20 protein-coding genes are annotated in these 18,444 nt (G+C 64.0%); 11 read left to right on the forward strand and 9 right to left on the reverse strand.

Annotated features, from left to right (window positions below):
- Window positions 1-28: 28 nt before the first annotated feature.
- Both ctaD and B6V74_RS03545 read left to right on the forward strand, forming a co-directional pair.
- Window positions 29-1,699 (forward strand): cytochrome c oxidase subunit I, encoded by a 1,671-nt coding sequence (gene ctaD, locus B6V74_RS03540; protein WP_075776256.1) that lies wholly within the window; start codon window positions 29-31, stop codon window positions 1,697-1,699.
- Window positions 1,700-1,792: 93 nt separating this feature from the next.
- The gene (locus B6V74_RS03545; protein WP_088719115.1) at window positions 1,793-2,329 is read left to right on the forward strand and encodes a DUF2244 domain-containing protein; all 537 of its coding nucleotides are present in this window, start codon (window positions 1,793-1,795) and stop codon (window positions 2,327-2,329) included.
- 21 nt (window positions 2,330-2,350) lie between these two features.
- On the opposite strand, the gene B6V74_RS03550 is transcribed toward B6V74_RS03545, so the two are convergent.
- Together B6V74_RS03550 and B6V74_RS03555 are read right to left on the reverse strand one after the other, a co-directional pair.
- Complete coding sequence (locus tag B6V74_RS03550; protein ID WP_075776258.1) at window positions 2,351-2,536, reverse strand: DUF3008 family protein; 186 nt, start codon at window positions 2,534-2,536, stop codon at window positions 2,351-2,353.
- An 80-nt stretch (window positions 2,537-2,616) separates the two neighbouring features.
- Window positions 2,617-3,081, reverse strand: coding sequence for a GatB/YqeY domain-containing protein (locus tag B6V74_RS03555; RefSeq protein WP_075776259.1), 465 nt, complete (start codon window positions 3,079-3,081; stop codon window positions 2,617-2,619).
- 170 nt (window positions 3,082-3,251) lie between these two features.
- Here B6V74_RS03555 and carA point away from each other — a divergent pair, with 170 nt between their 5' ends.
- A complete protein-coding gene (gene carA / locus B6V74_RS03560; protein WP_088721961.1) occupies window positions 3,252-4,415 on the forward strand; it encodes a glutamine-hydrolyzing carbamoyl-phosphate synthase small subunit in 1,164 nt (387 codons plus the stop codon).
- Window positions 4,416-4,485: 70 nt separating this feature from the next.
- On the opposite strand, the gene B6V74_RS19115 is transcribed toward carA, so the two are convergent.
- Window positions 4,486-4,830, reverse strand: coding sequence for a hypothetical protein (locus tag B6V74_RS19115; protein WP_240497036.1), 345 nt, complete (start codon window positions 4,828-4,830; stop codon window positions 4,486-4,488).
- Here B6V74_RS19115 and B6V74_RS03565 point away from each other — a divergent pair.
- Window positions 4,804-6,570 carry a glycosyltransferase gene (locus B6V74_RS03565; protein ID WP_240497037.1) on the forward strand — a complete coding sequence of 589 codons (1,767 nt, stop codon included), beginning with the start codon at window positions 4,804-4,806 and terminating at the stop codon, window positions 6,568-6,570. The genes B6V74_RS19115 and B6V74_RS03565 overlap by 27 nt on opposite strands.
- Here B6V74_RS03565 and B6V74_RS03570 read toward each other — a convergent pair whose 3' ends face one another.
- A complete protein-coding gene (locus B6V74_RS03570; protein ID WP_075776261.1) occupies window positions 6,571-7,224 on the reverse strand; it encodes a GntR family transcriptional regulator in 654 nt (217 codons plus the stop codon). It lies immediately after the preceding gene.
- A 96-nt stretch (window positions 7,225-7,320) separates the two neighbouring features.
- Here B6V74_RS03570 and B6V74_RS03575 point away from each other — a divergent pair, with 96 nt between their 5' ends.
- From B6V74_RS03575 to B6V74_RS03585, 3 genes are all read left to right on the forward strand, one after another.
- The gene (locus B6V74_RS03575) at window positions 7,321-8,022 is read left to right on the forward strand and encodes a pyrimidine 5'-nucleotidase (RefSeq protein WP_088721963.1); all 702 of its coding nucleotides are present in this window, start codon (window positions 7,321-7,323) and stop codon (window positions 8,020-8,022) included.
- A gap of 113 nt (window positions 8,023-8,135) precedes the next feature.
- Window positions 8,136-8,363 carry a hypothetical protein gene (locus B6V74_RS03580; RefSeq protein WP_075776263.1) on the forward strand — a complete coding sequence of 76 codons (228 nt, stop codon included), beginning with the start codon at window positions 8,136-8,138 and terminating at the stop codon, window positions 8,361-8,363.
- 203 nt (window positions 8,364-8,566) lie between these two features.
- Window positions 8,567-9,778, forward strand: a complete 1,212-nt coding sequence (locus B6V74_RS03585) for a UbiH/UbiF family hydroxylase (protein WP_088721964.1) — start codon at window positions 8,567-8,569, stop codon at window positions 9,776-9,778.
- Here the strand turns inward: B6V74_RS03585 and B6V74_RS03590 are convergent.
- The 5 genes from B6V74_RS03590 to ppk2 all read right to left on the reverse strand — a co-directional run bounded on the left by B6V74_RS03590 (window position 9,775) and on the right by ppk2 (window position 14,193).
- On the reverse strand, window positions 9,775-11,133 hold the full coding sequence (locus B6V74_RS03590) for an MATE family efflux transporter (protein WP_088722181.1): 1,359 nt from the start codon (window positions 11,131-11,133) through the stop codon (window positions 9,775-9,777). The genes B6V74_RS03585 and B6V74_RS03590 overlap by 4 nt on opposite strands.
- 100 nt (window positions 11,134-11,233) lie before the next feature.
- Window positions 11,234-11,830: a cytochrome b/b6 domain-containing protein gene (locus B6V74_RS03595; RefSeq protein ID WP_088719120.1), complete on the reverse strand. Its 597-nt coding sequence runs from the start codon at window positions 11,828-11,830 to the stop codon at window positions 11,234-11,236.
- A gap of 6 nt (window positions 11,831-11,836) precedes the next feature.
- The gene (locus B6V74_RS03600; protein ID WP_075776266.1) at window positions 11,837-12,280 is read right to left on the reverse strand and encodes a cytochrome c; all 444 of its coding nucleotides are present in this window, start codon (window positions 12,278-12,280) and stop codon (window positions 11,837-11,839) included.
- A gap of 263 nt (window positions 12,281-12,543) precedes the next feature.
- Complete coding sequence (locus tag B6V74_RS03605) at window positions 12,544-13,146, reverse strand: class I SAM-dependent methyltransferase (RefSeq protein ID WP_088719121.1); 603 nt, start codon at window positions 13,144-13,146, stop codon at window positions 12,544-12,546.
- 93 nt (window positions 13,147-13,239) lie between these two features.
- Complete coding sequence (gene ppk2 / locus B6V74_RS03610; RefSeq protein ID WP_088722182.1) at window positions 13,240-14,193, reverse strand: polyphosphate kinase 2; 954 nt, start codon at window positions 14,191-14,193, stop codon at window positions 13,240-13,242.
- 198 nt (window positions 14,194-14,391) lie between these two features.
- Between ppk2 and B6V74_RS03615 the strand changes: the two genes are divergently transcribed.
- The 4 genes from B6V74_RS03615 (at window position 14,392) to B6V74_RS18720 (ending at window position 18,179) form a co-directional block, all read left to right on the forward strand.
- Entirely contained in the window at window positions 14,392-15,051 is a 660-nt protein-coding gene (locus B6V74_RS03615) for a glutathione S-transferase family protein (protein ID WP_075776269.1), read from the forward strand.
- Window positions 15,052-15,272: 221 nt separating this feature from the next.
- Window positions 15,273-15,608, forward strand: coding sequence for a hypothetical protein (locus B6V74_RS03620; protein WP_143597868.1), 336 nt, complete (start codon window positions 15,273-15,275; stop codon window positions 15,606-15,608).
- Window positions 15,609-15,731: 123 nt separating this feature from the next.
- Window positions 15,732-17,687: a DNA topoisomerase IV subunit B gene (parE, locus tag B6V74_RS03625; protein WP_075776271.1), complete on the forward strand. Its 1,956-nt coding sequence runs from the start codon at window positions 15,732-15,734 to the stop codon at window positions 17,685-17,687.
- A gap of 9 nt (window positions 17,688-17,696) precedes the next feature.
- A complete protein-coding gene (locus tag B6V74_RS18720) occupies window positions 17,697-18,179 on the forward strand; it encodes a hypothetical protein (protein WP_146694510.1) in 483 nt (160 codons plus the stop codon).
- Window positions 18,180-18,444: the final 265 nt, after the last annotated feature.

An 18,444-nucleotide genomic window follows, 5' to 3' on the forward strand; every position in this document is an offset into this window, starting at 1 on the left:
GGTCTGTCGGGAGAAATGGGAGATCACTATGGCGGACGCAGCCGTTCACGGCGAGGGCGCACATGAGTCGCGCGGGTTCTTTACCCGCTGGTTCATGTCGACCAATCACAAGGATATCGGGATCTTGTATCTCTTCACCGCAGGCGCGGTGGGGCTGATCTCGGTCCTGTTCACAGTTTACATGCGCCTCGAGCTGATGGAGCCGGGCGTGCAATACATGTGCGCCGAAGGCGCGCGCTTCATCGCTTCGGCTGAGGAATGCACCCCCGACGGGCACCTCTGGAACGTGATGATTACCTATCACGGCGTCCTGATGATGTTCTTCGTCGTCATCCCGGCGCTGTTCGGGGGCTTCGGCAACTACTTCATGCCGCTCCAGATCGGCGCGCCGGACATGGCCTTTCCGCGGATGAACAACCTCAGCTACTGGCTCTATGTCGCGGGCACCTCGCTCGGGATCGCCTCGCTGCTGGCGCCGGGTGGCGGTGGCGGCTCGGGCTCGGGCGTGGGCTGGGTGCTCTACCCGCCGCTATCGGTCCACGAGGGCGGTTATTCCATGGACCTCGCGATCTTCGCCGTGCACGTCTCGGGCGCCAGTTCGATCCTTGGCGCGATCAACATGATCACGACCTTCCTCAACATGCGCACGCCGGGCATGACGCTGCACAAGGTGCCGCTCTTCGCCTGGTCGATCTTCGTGACCTCCTGGCTGATCCTGCTCTCGCTGCCGGTTCTGGCAGGCGCGATCACCATGCTGCTGATGGACCGCAACTTCGGCACCACCTTCTTCGATCCGTCGGGTGGCGGCGATCCGATCCTGTACCAGCACATCCTGTGGTTCTTCGGACACCCCGAGGTCTACATCATCATCCTGCCGGGCTTCGGCATCATCAGCCACGTCATCGCGACCTTCTCGCGTAAGCCGGTCTTCGGCTACCTGCCGATGGTCTATGCGATGGTGGCGATCGGTGTTCTGGGCTTCGTCGTCTGGGCGCACCACATGTACACGGTCGGCCTGTCGCTGACCCAGCAGAGCTACTTCATGGTGGCGACGATGGTGATCGCGGTGCCAACCGGCGTGAAGGTGTTCAGCTGGATCGCGACGATGTGGGGCGGCTCGATCGAGTTCAAGACACCGATGCTCTGGGCGATCGGTTTCCTGTTCCTGTTCACTATCGGCGGCGTGACCGGCGTGGTGCTCAGCCAAGCCCCGCTCGACCGCGTCTACCACGACACCTATTACGTCGTGGCGCACTTCCATTACGTGATGTCGCTGGGGGCGGTGTTCGCGATCTTCGCCGGCGTCTACTTCTGGATCGGCAAGATGTCGGGGCGCCAATACCCGGAATGGGCCGGCAAGCTGCACTTCTGGATGATGTTCATCGGGTCCAACCTGATCTTCTTCCCGCAGCACTTCCTCGGCCGTCAGGGCATGCCGCGCCGCTACATCGACTACCCGGAGGCCTTCGCCACCTGGAACTTCGTCAGCTCGATCGGTGCGTTTATCTCGTTCGCCAGCTTCGTGTTCTTCCTCGGCATCGTGTTCTACACCCTGTTCAAGGGTAAGCGCGTCACCGAGAACAATTACTGGAACGAGTATGCCGATACGCTGGAGTGGACCCTGCCCTCCCCGCCGCCGGAGCACACTTTCGAAGAGCTCCCGAAGCGCGAGGATTGGGATCACGCCCACGCGCACTAGTGATCTACATCTCCTGATAACGAGAACGGCCCCGGAGCGATCCGGGGCCGTTTGCAAAAGGGGCGAAAGGTTGCAGGAAGGACCGGGCGGATCATGCCCTATCGCTGGACGGATACCGAAGGCCAAACCATGGAGGCGCCCCGCTCCGAGGCTGCGCCCCTGCCCGATCAATTGCATCTGTGGCCCTACCGCTCCTTGCCGCGTAAAGGTTTCGTCTTCTTCATCGCGGCGACCGTCGTCATGGTCAGCCTGCCGCTACTTTCATTGCTGGGTCACGTGGAGCTTTGGGGGCTCTTGCCCTTCATCGCGCTCGCCATCGCGGGGGTGTGGTGGGCGATCTCGCACAGCTATCGCACGGGCGAAGTGCTCGAGATCCTGACATTCAACGGGCCCGAGCTGCACCTTATCCGCCACGAACCGGGCAAGCCGTCGCGCGACTGGGCGGCGAATCCACATTGGGTACAGGTCGATCTTCACGGAAAAGGCGGGCCGGTCGCAGCCTACCTGACCCTGCGAGGCGGCCCGCGCGAGGTCGAGATCGGTGCTTTCCTCACGCCCGAGGAACGGCAACGACTGCACCGCGAACTGGTGATCCGGCTCGCAGCCGCGCGTGCGCCGCTGCCCTCCTGATCCCCGCGGCAAGCGGACAGATCAGTCGTCCTTGCTGTCCGGAAGATCCTTGCGCTTGGTGCTCGCGATATCGTCGAGCTCGCTCTCGGACATGCTGTCATACATTTCCTTCGAGGCGCCCTGAAGATCGCCCACCTTCATCTCGCCGCGCTTGGCGGCAAGCGCCGCGCCCGCAGCTTTCTGCTGTGCCTTCGATTGTGCCGGCATCGCCGCCTCCTTTCAAAAATGCGCAAAAGAAAACGCCCCACGAGGGGGCGTTGTTCCCGGCCAGCGAAGGCAGCCGCCGATCACGAGGCGAGGCGATCCTTCACCATCGGGCCCGCCTTCGAGAAATCCATCTGTCCGGTGTATTGGCCTTTCAGCTCACCCATCACGCGGCCCATGTCGCGAATCGAATCCGCACCGAGTTTCGCGATGGCCGCTTCGATGGCAGCATTCACCTCGTCTTCGGTCAACTGGCGCGGCAGGAATTCCTCGATCACGCGGATCTCGGCCTGTTCCTTCTCGGCCAGTTCCAGCCGCCCGCCCTCTTCATAGGCACGCGCGCTTTCCTGACGCTGCTTCACCATCTTTCCCATGATCGCAAGCACTTCGGCGTCGCCGACAGTGCCCTCGCCCTCGCCTTCGGCACGCATCGCGATCTCGCGGTCCTTGATGGCGGCATTGACCAGCCGCAGCGTCGAGAGCCGCTCCTGATCCTTTTCCTTCATCGCCGTTTTCAACGCGGCGGCGATCTTGTCGCGCATTTGCATCACATCGTGTCCCTACTTCCGTGAAGGCGCCAGAATAGCGGTATTGCGAAACGCGCACAACTCTTGCAAGTTGTTGATAAATAAGCAATTCGCAATTATCTCGTGCCCTCTTGACCCCCGCGCCCAGCGCGTCTAGGTTCCGGCGAATTTTGACATCGGGGAGTCGCGCCATGCCTGCAAGCCAGTCCGCATCGGAAAAGCCCACTGCATTGATCGCACTCGCTGATGGCTCGCTGTTCTACGGGAAGGGCTTCGGCCGCCCGGGCGAGACGGTGGCCGAACTGGTCTTCAACACGTCGATGACCGGCTATCAGGAAATCATGACCGACCCCTCCTATGCGGGCCAGGTCGTGACCTTCACCTTCCCCCATATCGGCAATACCGGCGTGAACCCGGAAGATGACGAAACCAACGATCCCGTTGCCGCCGGAATGGTGGTGAAATGGAACCCGACCGAGCCGTCGAACTGGCGCGCCGCCGAGACTCTGGTCGAGTGGCTGGAGAAGCGCGGTCGCATCGGCATCGGCGGCATCGACACTCGCCGCCTCACCCGCGAAATCCGCCAGCAAGGCGCGCCGCATGTCGCGATCGCCTACAACCCCGACGGGGTCTTCGACATCGAGGCGCTGGTACGCAAGGCCCGCGAATGGTCCGGGCTCGAAGGGCTCGATCTCGCGAAAGACGTGACCTGTGCGCAAAGCTACCGCTGGGACGAGATGCGGTGGGCCTGGCCCGAGGGTTACAAGAAAGCCGAAGGCAACGACCTGAAAGTGGTCGCCATCGACTACGGCGCGAAGCGCAACATCCTGCGCTGCCTCGCCTCGGCTGGCTGCGACGTGACCGTGCTGCCAGCCACCGCGACGGCCGAGGACGTGCTCGCGCTTGAACCCGATGGGGTCTTCCTGTCGAACGGTCCGGGCGATCCGGCAGCGACCGGAGAATATGCCGTGCCGATGATCAAGGGCGTTCTGGAAACCGAGCTGCCGGTCTTCGGTATCTGCCTCGGCCACCAGATGCTGGCGCTCGCGCTTGGCGCGAAGACCGTCAAGATGAACCACGGACACCACGGCGCAAACCACCCGGTGAAGGACCTGACCACCGGCAAGGTCGAGATCACCTCGATGAACCACGGTTTCGCGGTCGACAGCCAGACCCTGCCCAAGGGTGTGACCGAGACCCATGTCTCGCTGTTCGACGGCTCGAACTGCGGTATTGCGATGGCCGATCGCCCGGTCTTCTCGGTGCAGTATCACCCCGAGGCGAGCCCTGGCCCGCAGGACAGCTACTACCTGTTCGAGCGTTTCGCGAGAGCGATGCGCGCGCGCAAGTCGTAACGCGCTTCCGGCGACTATAGGCTCCGAACTGAGGTTAACTGCCTATTAATCAAACGCTCGCATCCTGCCTTCAAGGACAGATGCGAGGTTTGGCATGGGCGCGCGGCAAAAGCTTTTGAAAACACCAGCGGCTGACGCCAAACCGGCGCCGCTGCTGCTGACCAATCCAATCGCGAATTCCATTTCTCCGCTCAGACGGCGCAGCCTTGATGCCAAGCCAAAACGACACGCCTACCGCGCCGCGCGCCCACCTCTGGGAGAAATCCTGCTGGATCGGGACGCGGTCGATCCGGCCGATCTGCTTACGGCGTCGGCGCTTCGGCAGCGCGAAGATGTCAGGCTTGGTGATATCCTTCTCGCGAATGGCTGGGTACACGAGACCGATCTGATGGCCGCCTTGGCTGAACAACGACATGCCTCGGTCGTCGACCTGCAAGAGGAGCCGCCCGATCCTCGCCTCATCGATGCCATCGGACCGGAGCTTTGCCTGAAGCACGCGATGGTTCCCTGGCGGCGCGTCGGCGGCGTCACCCTCATCGCGACCGCACGGCCCGAGGATTTCGAGGCTCTACAGGCTTCGCTACCCACGTGCCATGCGCCCTACCGGCTCGTACTGGCCGCGGAACGCTGCGTGCATGACAGCCTGCTCACATGCCGCGAGACCGCGCTGATCCGACACGCCGAGATCAAGGTCGACCCGGTCGAGAGCTGCCGCAACCACAACGAACGGCGCGCCAGCCGGATCGCGGCGGGGCTCGTCGCGGTGACCGGGCTCGGAATGTTGCTCGCGCCCAACCTGCTTCTCGGGCTTTTCTTCGGGTGGGTGATGCTGACGCTCGTGGGTTCGATGGCGCTCAAGCTCGCAGCCTTTGCGAGCGAGATCACCGAACAACGCAAGCCCAGCCCCGACCCACTCATCCGGGGCGCGCCGAAAGGGCGGCTGCCGATCATCTCGGTGATGGTCCCGCTGTTTCGCGAGACCGACATCGCGGCGCGGCTCGTCTCGCGGCTCGGCAAGCTGCGCTATCCGCGCGAATTGATCGACGTGATCCTCGTCATCGAACATAGCGACACGATGACCCGTGCGGCCCTTGCGAACGCCGATCTGCCACGCTGGATGCGGGTGGTCACGGTACCGGACGGGCCGATCAAGACGAAGCCGCGCGCATTGAACTACGCGCTGAACTTCTGTCGCGGCTCGGTGATCGGCGTCTGGGACGCCGAGGACGCGCCCGAGCCGGATCAACTGCAGATCGTCGCCCAGCGCTTCCTCGCGGCCCCGCCCGAGACGGCCTGCCTGCAAGGGGTTCTCGACTATTACAACCCGCGCACCAATTGGCTCGCGCGCTGCTTCACTGTGGAATATGCGACGTGGTTCCGGATGTTCCTGCCCGGGCTCGCGCGGCTCGGCTTCGTCGTGCCCTTGGGCGGAACGACCCTCTTCTTCCGCCGCGACGCGCTGGAGGAGCTGGGCGGCTGGGACGCGCATAACGTGACCGAGGATGCCGATCTTGGCGTACGTCTCGCGCGGCACGGCTACCGCACCGAATTGATCGCTGCCGCCACCTTCGAGGAGGCGAATTGCCGCGCCCTGCCTTGGGTCAAACAGCGCTCGCGCTGGCTCAAGGGCTACGCGATGACATGGGCGGTGCATATGCGCGATCCGGTGCAGCTCTGGCGCGATCTGGGCACGAAACGCTTTCTCGGCGTGCAGATCCTGATCCTCGGCTCGCTCTCGCAATATGTTCTGGCGCCGGTCTTGTGGAGCTTTTGGCTCGCGCTGTTCGGGCTGTGGCATCCGATCGCGAGCGCCCTGCCCGGCCCGGTCTTCGCGTTAGTTATGGGGACTTTCATTCTGTCCGAGTTGATCGCGATCACGACCTCTGCCTGGGCCTGCCGGGGGGCGGAGCATCGCAACCTGATAAAATGGATCCCGACGCTCCACCTCTATTATCCGCTGGGCGCGCTGGCGGGCTGGAAGGCGCTCTACGAACTGATCGCGCGCCCCTTCTACTGGGACAAGACGAGCCACGGCATTTTCGACGACAGTGACGCGACAGCGTCGGAGGCCCGACCCGGCGACGAGATCGCCCCCGCAGAGGCCGCGGCGCGCCCGCCCCCGCAACGCGAGGCCCATTCACCGCTTATCGGATAATCACAGAGCCTCGGCCCAGTGGCCCGCCGTCCCGTGATGCGCCGCGTCGAGCGTGAGGCGCGTCTCGAAGGCGCGCGAGATGTGGGCGCGCAGCGCCGAGGCCGCCGCGTCGCCATTGCCCTCGCGGATCGCATCGACAATCGCCTGATGCTCGTCGAGCGCCGCCTCGCCCCGGCCCTTCACCGCAAGAGAGGTGGTCGCGAGAAGCGCCATCGAGCGGTGCACAAGATCGAGCTGCTGGACGAGGTAACGATTATGCGAGGCGAGGTGAATTTGGTGGTGGAACCGGCGGTTGGCCCGGCTCAACGCTTCCGGATCGTCGAGTTGGCCGCGATCTTCGTCGATCATGTTCTGCAGCACCCGGACCTCTTCGGGAGCCGCATGTTTCGCAGCCAGCTGCGCCGCCAGCGCCTCCAATTCGGCGCGCACGACATACAACTCCGCCAACTGGTTGTGATCGAGCGAGGCGACGATGAGCGAACGCCCGTCGCGGGCCAGCATCTGTTGGGTTTCGAGCCGCTGCAACGCCTCGCGCACCGGGGTGCGTGACACTCCGAACCGCTCCGCCAATTCGGATTCGACCAAGCGGTCCCCGGGGCGGTAGACGCCTTCGTCGATGGCGTCGAGTATGAGAGTGTAGGCGTCTTTTTGCATGCATCCTGCTTTCGAGATCTGCCAGAGATTAGGCGCGGCGCGCACCCGGTGACAAGCAGATTGCACCCGCGCGCCCCGCAACTTAGCTTGCAGCCCATGACAGACAGCACCGCGCCTGCCCCCGCCTCCGCCTCCCCCGCCGACCGCGACCTCGCTGCCGAGTTCGCGCATGTCGACGCCTGGGTGTTCGATCTCGACAACACGCTCTACCCGCCGGAGGCGCGACTCTTCGACCAGATCGAGGTGAAGATGACCGATTTCGTGATGCGCTCGCTGGGCGTTGATCGGGCGCGGGCCGATCACCTGCGCAACCACTACTGGCAGCTTTACGGCACCACGCTGGCCGGGCTGATGCACGAGCACGACGTCGACCCGGCGCCCTATCTGCACGAAGTCCACGAGATCTCACTCGATCATTTGGTCAAGGATGATGCGCTGCGCGAAGGCATCGACGCACTCCCGGGCCGCAAGATCGTCTACACGAACGGCTCGGCCCCCTATGCCACACGGGTCATCGAGGCGCGTGGGCTGACCGGGCTTTTCGACGGGGTCTATGGTGTCGAGCATGCGGAGTTTCATCCAAAGCCGCGCGGCGAAGCCTTCGACCGGATATTCGCGCAGGCCGAGATCGAGCCCACGCGCGGGGCTATGTTCGAGGACGACGCCCGCAACCTGCGCCATCCCCACGCGCTCGGCATGAAGACCGTGCATGTCGCCCCCGCCCCTGCGCCAGAGGATCACATCCACTACCACACCGCCGATCTCGCCGCGTTCCTGCGCGAGATCACGCGCGATTGAAGGCAAAGTGACGACTCTGCGACAATATGGCACGGCTTCGCGTCTTTATCGGTCCGCGATGCATCTTTAAGTGACGGGGGCCTGTCAGGGAGACAGCAAACGGGAGAATCGATATGACCATGACGACTGCCGACTCCGGCGTTTCGGCCTATGCGGCCAATCATTCCGAAACCGAGCACAAGCAGATTACGCCTGCTTTCATGTTCACCCTCGCGCTTGTCGTCGTGGCTCTGGCCGCTGGCATGGTTGTGACCATGGGCCTCGGTGGCCTCATCCTCTGGGCTGTTGGCGCGACCTGGATCATGCTCGCCCTTCTCGTGGTGATGACCGCAGGCGGCTGACGTCCTATTCGAAGAATTCTCGCCCATGGCGAACACGGCCCGGATCCGCGCGATCCGGGCTGTTTCTTTTTGTGCTCCCCCTTCGGGATTTGAGCGGGGCCGTCTCGCGTTCCGCTGTGTCGCCACGTCGCATCCCAGCGGCGGATCATTGCACCTGCCCGCGCCGGAGGGCAAAATGGCACGGACATTGACGGAGGCGCCCCATGGCCGAGACCCGCACACCCATCGACACCGATATCCTGATCTCCGGCGGCGGCGTCGCCGGCCTGACCGCAGCCGCGGCCTTCGGGCAGGCGGGCTTCACCACGATCTGCGTCGATCCCATGCCGCCGGTCACCGAAGAAGCAGCCGAGGGCGCGGATATGCGCTCGACCGCGTTCCTGCGTCCTTCGCGGGAGGTGCTGAAAGCGGCGGGAATCTGGGATCGGCTCCTGCCCTATGCCGCGCCGCTGCAGATCATGCGGATCGTCGATGCGGGCGGCGAAAGCCCGACCGCACGGCTGACCCGCGATTTCGACGCGGCCGACTTGTCCGACGAACCCTTCGGCTGGAACTTCCCGAACTGGCTGCTGCGCCGCGAGCTGGTGGCCGCCCTTGCCGATAATCCGCTCGTCGATTTCCGCCCCGGCATCGCGACGACTGGCCTCGTGACCCGCGAAAGCGGCGCCGAGGTGACGCTGTCCGACGGCACCCATGTGCGCGCCCGTCTCGTGATCGGGGCCGATGGCCGCAATTCCTTCGTGCGCGAAGCGGCTGGCCTCGGCGTAAAGACGATCCGCTACGGCCAGAAGGCACTGGCCTTCGCTGTCACCCACCCGATCCCGCATGACAACGTCTCTACCGAGATCCACCGCTCGGGTGGGCCGTTCACGCTGGTGCCGCTGCCCGACCGCGATGGCAAGCCGTCTTCCGCGATCGTCTGGATGGAGCGCGCCGCCGAGGCCGAGCGCCTCGCCGCGCTGCCCACGGAAGCGTTCGAAGCGGCGATCATGGAACGCTCGACCGGGCTTCTCGGGCCGCTGAAGCTGGAGACCCGCCGCGCGGTCTGGCCGATGATGACGCAGATCGCGGATCGGTTCTCGGGCCAGCGCGTGGCCCTGATCGCCGAGGCCGCACATGTCATCCCGCCGATCGGCGCACAGGGGCTGAACATGAGCCTCGCCGATCTGGCCTGCCTTCTGAAGCTGGCCGAGGAAGACCCGGTGCATCTGGGCGAGGCGAAGATGCTCGACGCCTATCACCGTCGCCGCTGGCCGGAGGTGAAGGCGCGCGAGGTGGGGATCGATCTGCTCAACCGTGCCTCGATGGTCGAGGCCCAGCCACTGCGCGATCTGCGCGCGGGCGTCTTGGGCGCGCTCTATTCCCTCGGACCGGTGCGCAAGACGTTGATGAAGGCGGGGCTTGGCGTGCGTTAAGCCGCTGCCGGGCGCGGATGCAGCCATGCACCGCGCCAGAACCGGCGCATCATCATCGCCCCCGCCGATGCGAGGCCGAGGACGAGGCCGAACCACAGCCCCACCCCGCCAAGATCCAGCGTGAAGGCGAGAAAGTAGCTGGCCGGGATGCCGATCAGCCAATAGCTCGCCACCGCCATCCACATCGGCACGCGCGTATCTTGCACGCCACGCAGCAGTCCCAGAGCCATCACCTGCATCAGGTCGAACAGCTGGAAGATCGCCGCGACCATCAGAAAGCGAACGCCGTAGAGGACGATCTCGGGCGTGGCCGGGTTGTCCGCATCGAGAAACAGGCGCGTGAGCCAAGGCCCCGCGAAGACGAAGACCGCGACCGTCAGCAAACCGAAGCCCAGCGACATCCCCGTCACCGCCAACGCCCCGTCACGCAGCAGGCGCGGGTCACGCCGCCCATGCGCCCGACCTGCCCGCACGGTGGCGGCGTTCGAGAGACCGACATGCACCATGAAGGTGATCGAGGAGACCTGCAGCGCGATCCCATGCGCGGCCAGTTCGACCGTGCCGATCCAGCCCATCATCAGCGCCGAGGCCTGGAACATCGAGCCTTCCGCGACGGAGGTCAGCCCCACCGGCAGCCCCATCTTCGCAACGATCCAGAACGCCTCCCAATCGGGTCGCCAGAAGCGCTGGAACAGCCGGATATGAGTCAGTCCGGGCGCACGCGCGGCATAGATCGCCTGCGCGACGAGGTTCAGCACCATCGCGCTCAGCGAGGCGATGGCCGCGCCGCGCACCCCCAGTTCCGGCGCGCCCCAATTGCCGAAGATCAGGATCCAGTTGACGCCCGCGTTCAGCAGAACGGCCCCCAGCGTGATCCAGAGCAGCACCGCCGTGCGCTCCTGCGCCGACAGGTAGGACCGGATCACCATCATCGCGAGCCCCGGCGCGAGCGCGAAGCCGAGGATGCGCAGGTAATCCTGTGCGAGCGCCGCGATCTCGGGCTTCTGACCCAGCAGCTCCAGCACCGCGCCGGAATTCCAGAACAGCGGGAGCATCGCCACGCCGAACACGATCGACAGCCAGATCCCCATCCGGGTGTCGCGCCGCGCCTGCACCTCGTCATCCGCGCCCAGACTCGCCGAGACGCGCCCCATCACCGCCAGCGCGATCCCGTTGCCCAGCATGAAGATAGAGAAGAAATAGGAGGTGCCCAGCACCAGCGCCGCCAGCGCCTCGACGCCATACCAGCCCACCATCACCGTATCGGTCACGTTGAGCAGCATCTGCGCGAGATTGGAGCCGATCAGCGGCAGGCCCAGAGTGAAGATCGCCCGCACATGGCGGGCGAGAGGCATCGCTTGGCTCTGCGGCTGGGGCGGCGGCGCGCTCTGATGGGGATCGTTGCTCGTCATGAGCGAGCGCTAGCCCCGCCCGCTGCGGCGGTCAAGAGAGCGGTTACTCCCCCACCTCTTTCTTGCCGGTAATCATCGGCTTGACGAGATTCACGCCCTTCCACGCCCGGTAATAGACGATGGCCGCGATATGGATGCCGACCACGATCAGCAGCAAGGTCGAGACAAGCTCGTGAATCTTGGGCGCCCAGCTCGTGCTGATGCTCTCGGGCACGGAGCCCGCAAGCGGACCGACGTTGATATAGTCCTGCGGATCGGATGTCAGCCCGGTCACGACCTGCACGATCAGAAGCCCCAGCATCACGACGACAGACCAGCCGCCAAGCGGATTATGCCCGACATGGTCGGAGCTTTCCTTGGATGGCAGGTGGCGAAGATAATCCGCCACCTCCTTGGGCCCATAGAGGAAGTGCGAGAACCGCGCCGTGCGCGGCCCCACGAACCCCCAGATCAGACGCACCGCCAACAGTCCCGCGATGACGTAGCCCGCATAGAAATGCCATGTCATCTGGTTCGGCCCCCACTCCCCCAGGCCCCAGGCAACGGCAAAAGCCAGCACCAGAAGCCAGTGGAACAGGCGCACGACGGGATCCCAGACCGTGACGGTCTTCTTCGCGGGGGCGGCGGCAGTGTCTTTCATCAAGTGTTACTTCGCGCGGAACTCGTCATGGCAGCTCTTGCAGGCGCCGCCGAGTTTCCCGACGGCCGGCTGAAGCGTGTCGAGGCTGCCCGCTGCGGCAGGCATCTCCGCAGCGGCCTGATGCAAACCGTCGAGCTTCTGTCCGAAGAGATCCATGTTCGACCAGATTTCCGACTTCGCGTGGGTCTCCATCATATCGTCGACCGAGGTGCCCTCGACGAAGAGCGGACGGATATCGACCTTGGCGAGCGCCGCGATGTTGTCAGCGGCGGTCTGTGCCTTGGCCGCGTCGAACTCGGTCTTGCCCTGCGCCATTGGCGCGAGCACGGCCATCTGGGCGCCGAGCAGATCGAAATAGCCCTGGCGCGCGTCCACCGCATCCTTGGGCGATTGCGCGAAAGAGGCGGTAGCGGCGAGGGTCAAGGTCAGGGCGAGGAGAGGCTTGCGCATGAGGAACTCCAGTCTGCGATGGCGAAAACGTATCGAATTGATGTTACACGCAATCGTGTCATTCCGAAGACACTCCTTTGTGCGCAAACACACATCTCCCCTCGCGGAGCGATAGGCACGCGCGGGCGCTTCGGCGAGTTCCGGCCGACCGCCGAGGGAGGATGCAAAAACGCCTGAATACCGTGCAGAAAGCGCGACGGAACATCGAGCGTTATGCGTAGAAGCCGCGCGAAGTCCCGAATTTCCTGCCGAAAGCTTCAGAATCACCGCGCGGGTTTGCGGGCGACGAAATCGATCAGCGCCGCGCGCCCGGAATGGCCCGCGCCCTCGTCTAGATCGGCATCGTAATCGGCCTGATGCAGCACCTCCCAGCGCGGGAAGGCGTCACGCAGGAGATCGAGATCGTAAAGCTGTTCCACGATCCCCGGGCCGCCCGTGCCGTAGCGCGGCTGGCGGCGCGCGAAGCCGTGGATCAAAGCGAGACCGCCGGGTTTGAGTGCGGTCGCAATGCCGTCGAAAATCTCTGCCCGAAAGGCGGGGTCGGCGAACTGGATGAAGCAGGCGAGCACGGCGTCGTATTCCCCCCGCGGCCAGTCGTAGCCGCGCAGATCGGCGTCGATCGTCTGCATAGACACGCCCCGCTCCTGCGCCAGTTCGGCAGCCTTTCGGCGCGCGTTTTCCGAGGGCTCTAGTGCGGTCACCTGCAGCCCGAGGCTCGCGAGATAGGTGCCGTTGCGACCTTCGCCATCGGCGATACTCAGAAGCCGCGCCCCAGGCGCGAGACGCCACGCCTGACGCGCCACGAAATCCGCCGGGGTCGTGCCATAGAGATACTCGTCTCCGGCGAATCTTTCGTTCCAGCCCATGCGCTCCTCCGGTTCCTCTCTTTGACATGGATTGCGACACGCCAAGGGACAAGGCGAAAGGGGCCCGGGAGTTCCCGCTCGGCGATCACATGCTCAGGATTTGGTCACGCGACGCTGATCGGGATGAAGAGATGCACCAAGTATATGCTGCGAGGAATGCACGACATGGCTCGCATGGCCGACGATCAGCGGATCGGGCGGTGTCGCAATCGAGGGATCCTTGTCGGGATAGTCCAGCGTCGAGAGGAAATGCTTCATGCAGTTCAGCCGCGCGCGCTTCTTGTCGTTCGATTTCACAATTGTCCAAGGGGCATCGGCGGTATCTGTATAGAAAAACATCGCCTCCTTCGCCTCGGTGTAATCGTCCCAGCGATCGAGGCTTGCCAGATCGATCGGCGACAGCTTCCAGCGCTTGAGCGGATCGGTTTCACGTGCCGTGAACCGGCGGCGTTGCTCCTCGCGGGTGACCGAGAACCAATATTTGTAGAGCCGGATGCCCGAGCGCACGAACATCCGCTCCAACTCCGGGGTTTGGCGCATGAATTCGAGGTAGTCGTTGGGTTTGCAGAAGCCCATCACGCGTTCGACGCCCGCGCGGTTATACCAGCTGCGATCGTAGAAGGTCATCTCCCCCGCGGTCGGCAGATGCTCGACATAGCGCTGGAAATACCATTGACCCTGCTCCTCCTCGGAGGGCTTGTTGAGCGCCACGACCCGGGCGAAGCGCGGATTGAGATGCTCGGTGAAGCGCTTGATCGTGCCGCCCTTGCCCGCGGCGTCGCGGCCCTCAAAGAGGATCACGAATTTCTCGCCGGTCTCCTGCGCCCATTTCTGGACCTTGAGCAACTCGGCCTGAAGCTGCGCTTTCTCCGTCTCGTAAGCGGGGCGCGCCATTTTGCGACGATAGGGATATTTGCCCGTCTCGAAGGCCAGCCGCACCGCGTTGGGATCGACGCGCGGGAATTGCTTCGGGCCCGCCTCCTTCAGCAGGGCCTCGACGCCTGCGGGCGATCCCTCCGCCGGAAGGGAAGGCGCGTCGACCGCCATCTCGGCGGTCGCGGCTTTTGCAGTCGTGTCCCGCTCGGTCGTGGCCTGATCCTTCATGCCTATCCCTCCGTTGGCTGAACCTTGCGAAGCGTCGCGCAATCCCGCGTGATGTGCCTTGATACGTGTCAAAAACCCGTGTCTGCTGGCCTTCCGGCGGATAAAAACGCCCCCAAAATCGCTCGAAACGAGGGAACGGACATGATCACGATCTACGGCAACTATCATTCGCGGGCGAGCCGGGCGCTCTGGTTGCTCGAGGAGCTTGGCCTGCCGTTCCGTCTGCGCCGAGTCGTGCAGGCGAACCGGTTCAAGGATCCGCTCGCGCCGGAGGTGCCGCTCAACACCCGCTCGCCCGAGTTCCGCAAGCTCTCGCCGATGGGCGCGATCCCGGTGCTGGAGGAAGACGGGTTGATCCTGACGGAGTCGCTTGCGATCAACCTGCATCTCGCTCGCAAGGCGGGCGGGCCCCTTGCCCCCGCGCATGAGCGCGAGCTGTCGCTGATGGAGCAATGGGCGCTCTTCGCCGCGACCTGGATCGAGACCGACGCGCTCGCGCTCAGCTTCGTCTATCGCCGCAAGGAACAGGACACGCCCGAGGGCAAGGCCGAGATCGCCTCGCTCCTATCGAAGCTCGCCCGGCCGCTGACCGCGCTCGAGACCCATCTGGAGACGCATAGCCATATCGTGGGTGGCCGGTTTACCGTGACCGATCTCAATCTGGCGGAGGTTCTGCGCTACGGGCAGGACCACCCCGAGTTCCTCGCCCCCTATCCGCGACTGCAAAGCTGGATCAAGCTTTGCCAGAGCCGCAAGGCCTTCCGGGCAATGTGGGACAAGCGCGAGGCCGAGGCGATTTGATTCGGCGGGTTCGGCGCAACGTCTAGACCGAAAGGTATACGCGCAGGGATGCACGTCCGCGTCTTTGCTCAAACCATGGGCAGGCGCTTAGCCACCACTTCGCCTTTCGGTCAGGTCCGCCTTACCAAGCGGTCAGGATTTCCGCAGCAGGGCAAATTCAGGTTTGGCCAAGATCTTTCCCTTACGTCATCTTAACGGGGTGAAGAGGGTTAGAGGACACCATGCCTGCCTTGCTTGGATACAGCTTGTGTTTGAGTGCGACGCTGGTCGTGATCGCTGGCGATTTCATTCTGAAATCCGCGGTTGAAAGGGGGCACGCGCTGCATTCGCCGTCTGTCTTGCTCGGTGGCGCGCTTTATGCCGCCTCGGCAGCAGGTTGGTTTCTGGCCTTGCGGCAGGTGTCGCTGGCGCAAACCGGCGTGGCCCCGACGCTTTTCACGTTGATGGCTCTGGTGACGATGGGGGTCGTACTGTTCGGCGGAAAACTCGCCCTGCGGGAAGTCCTCGGTATCGCAATGGCGGTGGGGTCGATGCTGCTCATGGCGCGCGTCGCTTGAGAGTCGGTCGTTTCCGGGGGTTGTGGGGCTTTCGGAACGCATCGGGGCGGTGGGGTCTTCTTGCTCCTCCGCCCCAACCTGCGGTATCTCTTGTTTAGAAAACTACAAGAGAAAGCGAGCAGCATGGCCGACGATCTTCTGACGCCCCAGACCGATTCCTATGACGCCTCCTCCATCGAGGTGCTCGAAGGTCTCGAACCCGTGCGAAAACGCCCCGGCATGTATATCGGCGGCACGGACGAACGCGCGCTTCATCACATGGTGGCCGAGGTGCTCGACAACTCGATGGACGAAGCGGTGGCCGGTCACGCCAGCCGCATCGAGGTCGAGCTGCTGGCCGATCACTCGATCGTCGTGCGCGACAACGGGCGCGGCATCCCGATTGACCCGCACCCGAAATTCCCGGGCAAATCCGCGCTGGAAGTCATCCTCTGCACACTGCACGCAGGCGGCAAGTTCTCGGGCGACGCCTACGAAACTTCGGGCGGTCTGCACGGGGTGGGCGCTTCGGTGGTGAACGCGCTGTCGGATTCGATGGTCGTTCAGGTAGCCAAGAACAAGGAGCTATATGAACAGCGCTTCTCGCGCGGCATCCCGGAAGGTCCGGTCGAAAAGATCGGCGCGGCGCCGAACCGGCGCGGCACCACGGTCACTTTCCATGCCGACGAGCAGATCTTCGGCCATCACCGGTTCAAGCCCGCACGTCTGCTGAAGATGGTGCGCTCGAAGGCGTATCTCTTCTCGGGCGTGGAGATTCGCTGGAAATCCGAGATCGACGACGGCGAGACGCCGACCGAGGCCACCTTCCACTTCCCCGGCGGCCTCGCCGATTACCTGACCGAGACGCTGAGCGGCGCCAGCACCTATGCCGACCGCCCCTTCTCGGGCAAGGTCGAGTTCCGCGAGAAGTTCAACGTGCCGGGTTCGGTCGAATGGGCGATCAACTGGACGCCCTCGCGCGACGGTTTCATCCAGTCCTACTGTAACACCGTGCCCACCCCCGAGGGCGGCACCCATGAGGCGGGCTTCTGGTCCGCCATCCTCAAGGGCATCCGCGCCTATGGCGAGCTGGTGAACAACAAGAAGGCTGCGCAGATCACCCGCGACGACCTGATCACCGGCGGCTGCGCGCTGGTCTCGTGCTTCATCCGCGAGCCGGAATTCGTGGGCCAGACCAAGGACCGTCTGGCCACCGTCGAGGCGCAGCGTCTGGTCGAGGGCGCGGTGCGCGACCACTTCGACAACTGGCTGGCCTCGGACACGAAATCCGCAGGCGCGATCCTCGATTTCCTCGTGCTGCGCGCCGAGGAACGCCTCAAGCGCCGGCAGGAGAAAGAGACCCAGCGCAAATCGGCCACCAAGCGGCTGCGCCTGCCCGGCAAGCTGGTCGACTGTTCGGCCACGAACCGTTCGGGCACCGAGCTGTTCATCGTCGAGGGCGACTCGGCAGGCGGTTCGGCCAAGATGGCGCGCGACCGTAAGAACCAGGCGCTGCTGCCGCTGCGCGGCAAGATCCTCAACGTGCTGGGCGCGGCAAGCTCAAAGCTCGGCTCGAACCAGGAGATCAACGACCTGACGCAGGCGCTCGGCGTGGGCCTCGGCACCAAGTTCAACGTCGACGATCTGCGCTACGACAAGATCATCATCATGACCGACGCGGACGTGGACGGCGCGCATATCGCCTCGCTCCTGATGACCTTCTTCTTCACCCAGATGCGCCCGATGATCGATCAGGGGCACCTCTATCTCGCCTGCCCGCCGCTCTACCGCCTGACCCAAGGCGCCAAACGCATCTATGTGGCCGACGACGCCGAGAAGGAGGCGATGCTGGAGAAAGGTCTGGGCGGCAAGGGCAAGATCGACGTGCAGCGCTTCAAGGGTCTGGGCGAGATGGACGCGAAGGACCTGAAAGAGACCACGATGAACCCCGAGACGCGCAAGCTGATCCGGGTCACGATCCACGACGACGAGCCGAACGAGACCGGCGATCTGGTCGAGCGCCTTATGGGCAAGAAGCCCGAGCTGCGGTTCCAGTATATTCAGGAGAACGCCCAGTTCGTGGAGGAGCTGGATGTTTGAGGAGGCGCGGTGACGGAGCCACGCTATTCAGTCGAACAGGAACTCGACCCAGACTATCTCCGAAAGCTCGGAGTATATGTTCAGACTTGTGCGCGTATTGAGCTTACCATTTCGAATGTGATCTGTGCGGTTGAGAAGCGTGTCACGGAAACACCAGAATACATCGAGCGTCGGAATGAGCTACGTAGCTTCGGAACCCGTGACCTTATTTCCGCCTTTGGAAAAACAGCAGCACAACTGGAAAAAGGTAACAGGTGGCGCCCCTACATAAGCGAACTGACAGGGTGGCTCCATCGCTATCATGACGCGCGCCACCTCGCGATCCATGGCGTCCACGTCCAACGGGAAGGAACCGTTCGCGTAAATGCCCGGCCGAAGGGAGCACGTGTCAACGAAGAAAACGAATATTCCATGTCCGAAATCGATCAGGCCCTCAAGAACGCGGATGACATCCTGACGGCTCTAATGCGTTTTTATTCAGAGATCGGGTGAGTTCTTCGCCCCCCGCCCGGGCGACCAGCCCGGGCAGCGCCCGACCCTCCCCCCGGGAGGGCGCATTGGCGATGCAGCCCACAGCCTCCCCGTCCTCCGGGCTTGCAAGATAAACCGTTCAAACCAACCGACGGCGAAGCGCCCACCCAAGGGTCGGGCGCTGCCCTCATCTCTTATCACACGCGCCCGTCCGGCCCTTCGCTCGCGCTCTGGGCGTTCGCCGGGGCGTCCTTCTACTGGAAGGCCGCTAGTCCCGGCTCACCCC

It is taken from the genome of Thioclava sp. F42-5 (genome assembly GCF_002213195.1).
Classification (GTDB): domain Bacteria; phylum Pseudomonadota; class Alphaproteobacteria; order Rhodobacterales; family Rhodobacteraceae; genus Thioclava; species Thioclava nitratireducens.